We start from the raw sequence: 5,302 nt of genomic DNA on the forward strand, positions 1-5,302 counted from the left end.
CACCGCTCCCCTTCCCGCCGTCGTCGCGCCCGCCGCCACGCGCGTCCTGCCCATTCCCGGCTTCCCCTCGCCCGCCGCATCCTCGGCGCCCGTGGCCCCGCTGGTCATCCCTCCCGTGCCGCCGCTCCCCGCCCCCGCGGCTCCGGCTCGGCCGCTCACCCGTGCCCAGGCCCGGCGGCGGCTCGCCGCCCGTGCGGTCGCTGCACCGCGCCGGACACCGCGGCGACGCGACAGTCTGCTCTTCGCCGCCGTCGTCGCCATCGGAGCCGTCACCACGATCGCGGTGTCGCTGTCGGGCCAGGGCACGCAAGCCGTGGCGAGCTCCGGCGCCGTGCTCAGCGGGATCTCCTCCGTCGAGTCGCCCACGGCCGCCGAGACGGCCCCGCCCACCGTCGTCGAGGTGCCCGCGGCCGTCGCTCCCGCCCCCGCCGAGTCCCTCACCGTCGAGTCCGTCGGCGACGAGCACTCGACCGACCATGCCGACGACAACCCGGCTGCACAGCAGGACAACGGCAAGGGCAAGGGAGCGAAAGGCAACGGCGAGGGCACGAGGGGCGGAAAGCCGGGTTCCGCGGACCAGGGTTCGCCGACCACGGACGATCGAGCCGCGGTCGAGACGCCCGGCAAGGGCGATAAGGGCACAGGCTCGCAGGGCAAGGGCTCGAACGACTAGGCCCGGCGTTCAGCCGAACGCCCTCGGGTGTCGCTGAGCGCGCCGGGCCCCGGTGTGGAGCAAGATCGAGTGCGAGCACGCACAGTTGGAGGGGACATGCGCCGCAGGAGAATCATCGCGACCGACGAGGCGCAGACCGTATCGGCCCAGCGCCGCTCCCCCACCTCGGTGGTCGCAGGGGCGAGAGCGAACCCGTTCATGTTCGGGCTGCTCGGAGCCCTGGGCGTCCTGGTCGCTCTCGCGATCGGCGGCATCGTCAATCAGCTCGCGACCGTACTGGTCTACATCGGCGTCGCGATCTTCCTCGCGCTCGGACTCGACCCCATCGTCACCAGCATCGAGCGCAAGCTCCCCCGTCCCGCCGCCGTCGCGATCGTCGTCGCCGGCGTCGTCCTCGCGTTCGCCGGGATCATCCTCGCCATCGTCCCGATCCTCGTCGAACAGATCACCAACCTGATCAAAGACGGTCCGAAGATGATCGAGGACTTCATGAAGACGGACTGGTACAAGGACATGAGCGCCCAGTTCGGCTCGACCATCACCGATGCCGTCAACGGCGTGCTCGGCTTCGTGCAGGACCCCGACAACTTCTTCGACATCGGCGGCGGTGTCTTCGCGGTCGGCGCCGGGATCGCCGGAGGCATCACCGGCGTCACCATCGTCCTGATCCTGACGCTGTACTTCATGGCGTCGCTGCGCAGCATGAAGCGCGTCGCCGCTCGCTTCGTGCCCGCCTACCAGCGCGACACGTTCAGCGAACTCCTGGAGGACGTCTCGAGCGCGGTCGGTCGCTACGTGATCGGTCAGGCGAGCCTCGCCCTGACCAACGGCGTGCTCAGCCTGATCTTCCTCAGCATCATCGGCGCACCGGTGCCGGCGCTGCTGGCCCTCATCGCCTTCATCGGCTCGATGATCCCGCTCGTCGGAACCCTGTCGGCATCGATCATCATCTCGCTGATCTGCCTGTTCGAGTCGCCCACGACCGCGCTCATCGCGATCATCTACTACCTCGTGTACATGCAGATCGAGGCATACGTGCTGTCGCCCCGCATCATGAGCCGCGCGGTCGCCGTTCCGGGGGCTCTCGTGGTGATCGCGGCCGTCGCGGGTGGTGCGCTCGGCGGGATCCTCGGCGCGCTGGTGGCCATCCCGATCGCGGCGAGCATCATCATCATCGTGCAGAAGGTGGTGTTCCCGACACAGGACCGGAAGAAGACACCACCGGCCGTGACGGTCGCGTGATCAGCGGACGGTGACGGCGCCCGCCTGCACGCGCACCGCGAACGACGAGATCTCCCCGACCTCCTCGCCGTCGATCTCGAACATCTGCGGAGCCGCAAGGCGCACCTCGATGCGCTCGGCGGAGACGTGCGTGGTGGAGTCCGTGCTCACCGCCTGATCGACACTCCCGAGAATCCGTCGGATGCCGTTGTCCCACACCACGGAGCGGACGGTGTCGAGCCACTGGAGCGGTCCGTCGGCGCTGATCAGCAGCATGTCGAGGAGCCCGTCGTCGACGAGGGCGTCGGGCAGCAGCCGGATGCCGCCCTGCAACATGCCGCAGTTTCCGATCAGGAGGGTGTGCCCACGCAGCTCCTGCGGCTCACCGTCGTCCAGCTGCAACGTGATGTCGGTCATCTCCGTGCCGGCGAGTGCCCGGCCCATCGCCTCGACGTACGCGAGCCATCCCGCGCGGTCCTTGAGGTCGTCATTGGTCTCCACCAGCATCTGGGCATCGACGCCGAAGCCCACCATGACCGAGAACGCGTGCTCCTCCCCGTCGATCTCGACCCATCCGAGGTCGATGTTCCGCGGCTCGCTGTCGCGGACGTGCTCCAGCGCGGGAAGGACGCCCTCCAGGGGGATGCCGAGGTTGCGGGCCAGGAGGTTGCCGGTGCCCTGCGGCACGATGCCGAGGGCGACCCCGGTCTCCGCGAGGGCCTCCGCGACCGCTCGGATGGTCCCGTCTCCGCCCACCGCGATGACCGGGTCGCAGCCCTCCGCGACCGCCTCCGCCGCCATGCCACGGCCCGCGTCCTCCGGGGTGGTCTCCCACCAGCGGATGTCCGCGTCATCGCCGAACGCGAGCCGGACGGCCTCCTCGAGAACCCCCCTGTCCGACTTCGTGGGGTTCCAGATCACTGCCAGAGGAGAAGACGTCATGCGCTCAGCCTGGGCGACCGGAGCCGTTCCCGCAACTCGGTTGACAGTCACCCGTAGAACAGGTGCTCGAAGGTCCGCCGAGCCCGGCGCGTGACACCCAGGTAGTCCTCCTCGAGCTGCGTGGCCGCGCGGTTCGGGTAGCCCAGCAGCCGCGCCAGCGCGTCGAGCTGCCGGCGGTCGGCCGGGAGCACGTCGCTGGTCTGTCCGGTGAGCAGGGTGATGGCCGACCGGAGCCGGCTCGACAGCAGCCAGGCGGCCCGCAGACGCTCCGCGTCCTCCTCCTCCACGAGCCCGGCAGCGACCGCCGCGTCCAGCGCCCGCAGTGTCGAGGTGGTGCGGAGTCCCGGCACCTGCGCCGCATGCTGCAGCTGCAGCAGTTGCACGAGCCACTCCACGTCGCTCAGGGTTCCCGGTCCGAGCTTGAGGTGCCGCCGCGGATCCGTGCCCTGCGGCAGCCGCTCCCCCTCGACCCGCGCCTTGATGCGCTTGATCTCCCTCAGCCCCTGGAGGTCGACCATGTCGGGGTAGCGGATCGAATCGGCGAGCTCCGTGAACCGCGCGATCAGCTTGACGCTCCCCGCGACGCCCTGCGCGCGCAGCAGCGCCTGCGCCTCCCACGACAGGGACCAGCGACGGTAGTACGCCGTGTACGCGTCGAACGAGCGCACCAGCGGACCGTTGCGCCCCTCCGGACGCAGTCCGGCGTCGAGCTCCAGCGGCAGCCGGTGGTCGGTGAGGTGCTCGCGCAGACCCGCCACGATCTTCGTGGCGAGCTTCTCGGCGCGCTGCGGATCCACGCCGTTCGCGTCGTACACGTACAGCACGTCCGCGTCGGAGCCGAACCCGAGCTCGCCACCGCCGAACCGGCCCATCGCGATCACGGCGAAGTCGAGCGCCGCGTCCTCCGGCGGCACGACGTCACGCATCACCGCGCGCAGCCCGGCCTGGATCGTCGCGGCGGTGATGTCGGTGAGGGCCGTCGCCACCTCCTCGATCGTGAGCACGTCGAGCACCGCGCCCATGGCCGTGCGCAGCAGCTCGCGCCGCCGCAGGGCCCTGACCGCCCGCAGCGCGTCCGCGACCGTCTCGTGCCGCGTCTGGATCGCCCGCGCCTCCTCGTCCAGCGCCTCCGCGCCACGTGGTCGCAGGCGCTCCGTGCTGTCGAGCCAGGCCACGGACTCCGGGATCCACTCGAGCAGCTCCCCGATGTAGCGCGACGACGACAGCAGCCGCGTGAGGCTCTCGGCGGCGCCGGAGGAATCCCGCAGCATCCGCAGGAACCACGAGGTGTCGCCCAGCCGCTCGCTGATGCGACGGAACGCCAGGAGCGCGTAGTCCGGGTCGCTGCCGTCGGCGAACCAGCGCACCATGATCGGCATCAGGTGCCGCTGGATCGTGGCCTTGCGGCTCAACCCTCGCGTCAGGGCACCGATGTGGCGCAGCGCCCCGGCCGGGTCGCGGAACCCGATCGCCGCGAGCCGGTCGTGCGCCTGCTCCAGCGACAGCGTGCGCTCCTCCTCCGGCAGACCGGCGACCGCGCTCAGCAGCGGGCGGTAGAAGAGGCGCGTGTGGATCTCGCGCACCTCGCGGCGCACGGCCTCCCAGCGCGCCCAGATGGCGTCGCCGCTGTCGGCCAGTCCGGTCGCGCGGGCGAGGAACCGTCGTCCGGCCGGCGTGCGGGGCATCAGGTGCGTGCGGGAGAGCTCGCGCAGCTGCAACCGGTGCTCCATGAGCCGCAGCACGCGGTAGTCGGCGGCGAAGGTCGCCGCGTCCGCCCGGCCGATGTACCCGCCGTCGACGAGGGCGTCGAGGCTCTCCAGCGTGCCGCGGGTGCGCAGCGTCTCGTCGGTCAGCCCGTGCACGAGCTGCAGGAGCTGCACCGTGAACTCGATGTCGCGCAGACCGCCCGCGCCGAGCTTGAGCTGGTACGGCGCGTCCTCCGGATCGATGTGCTCCATGACCCGTTCGCGCATGCGCTGCACGTTCTCGACGAACTCCTCGCGCGCGGCGCTCGACCACACGAGGGGCTGCACGGCCGCGATGTACTCCGCACCCAGCACGGGGTCGCCCGCGAGCGGCCGTGCCTTCAGCAGCGCCTGGAACTCCCACCCCTTCGCCCAGCGGTCGTAGTAGGCGGCGTGCGAGGCGAGCGAGCGCACCAGGGCCCCCTGCTTGCCCTCGGGCCGCAGCGCCGCATCGACCTCCCACAGGGGCGGCTCGACCTCGATCGCGCTGAGGGCACGCATCGTCTCGCGCGCCAGTCGCGTCGCGATGTCGATGGCCCGCGCCTCCGACACGACCGCGTCATCGGCGGTTCCCGCGACGAAGATGACGTCGACGTCGCTGACGTAGTTCAGCTCCCGCGCGCCGGCCTTGCCCATGCCGATGATCGCGAGCCGGGTCGCGGCGAGCTCGTCGTGGCCGGTGCTCGCGCGCAGCCGCGCCCGCGCTACCGCCAGCGCCGCC

General features: G+C 71.2%; 3 protein-coding genes and 1 pseudogene. 2 read left to right on the top strand and 2 right to left on the bottom strand.

The annotated features are described in order from the left end of the window. Positions 1 to 673: pseudogene (locus DW309_RS19645) on the top strand (hypothetical protein); the annotation flags it as partial. Positions 674 to 769: 96 nt separating this feature from the next. Next, a complete protein-coding gene (locus DW309_RS12525) occupies positions 770 to 1,915 on the top strand; it encodes an AI-2E family transporter (protein WP_136030295.1) in 1,146 nt (381 codons plus the stop codon). On the opposite strand, the gene DW309_RS12530 is transcribed toward DW309_RS12525, so the two are convergent. Continuing rightward, the gene (locus DW309_RS12530; RefSeq protein WP_136045564.1) at positions 1,916 to 2,836 is read right to left on the bottom strand and encodes a diacylglycerol/lipid kinase family protein; all 921 of its coding nucleotides are present in this window, start codon (positions 2,834 to 2,836) and stop codon (positions 1,916 to 1,918) included. A gap of 47 nt (positions 2,837 to 2,883) precedes the next feature. Further along, positions 2,884 to 5,302, bottom strand: a 2,419-nt coding sequence (locus tag DW309_RS12535) for a bifunctional [glutamine synthetase] adenylyltransferase/[glutamine synthetase]-adenylyl-L-tyrosine phosphorylase (RefSeq protein WP_136045565.1), incomplete at its 5' end; no start/stop codon positions are given.

It is taken from the genome of Microbacterium sp. K41 (genome assembly GCF_004794395.1).
Lineage (GTDB): Bacteria > Actinomycetota > Actinomycetes > Actinomycetales > Microbacteriaceae > Microbacterium > Microbacterium sufflavum.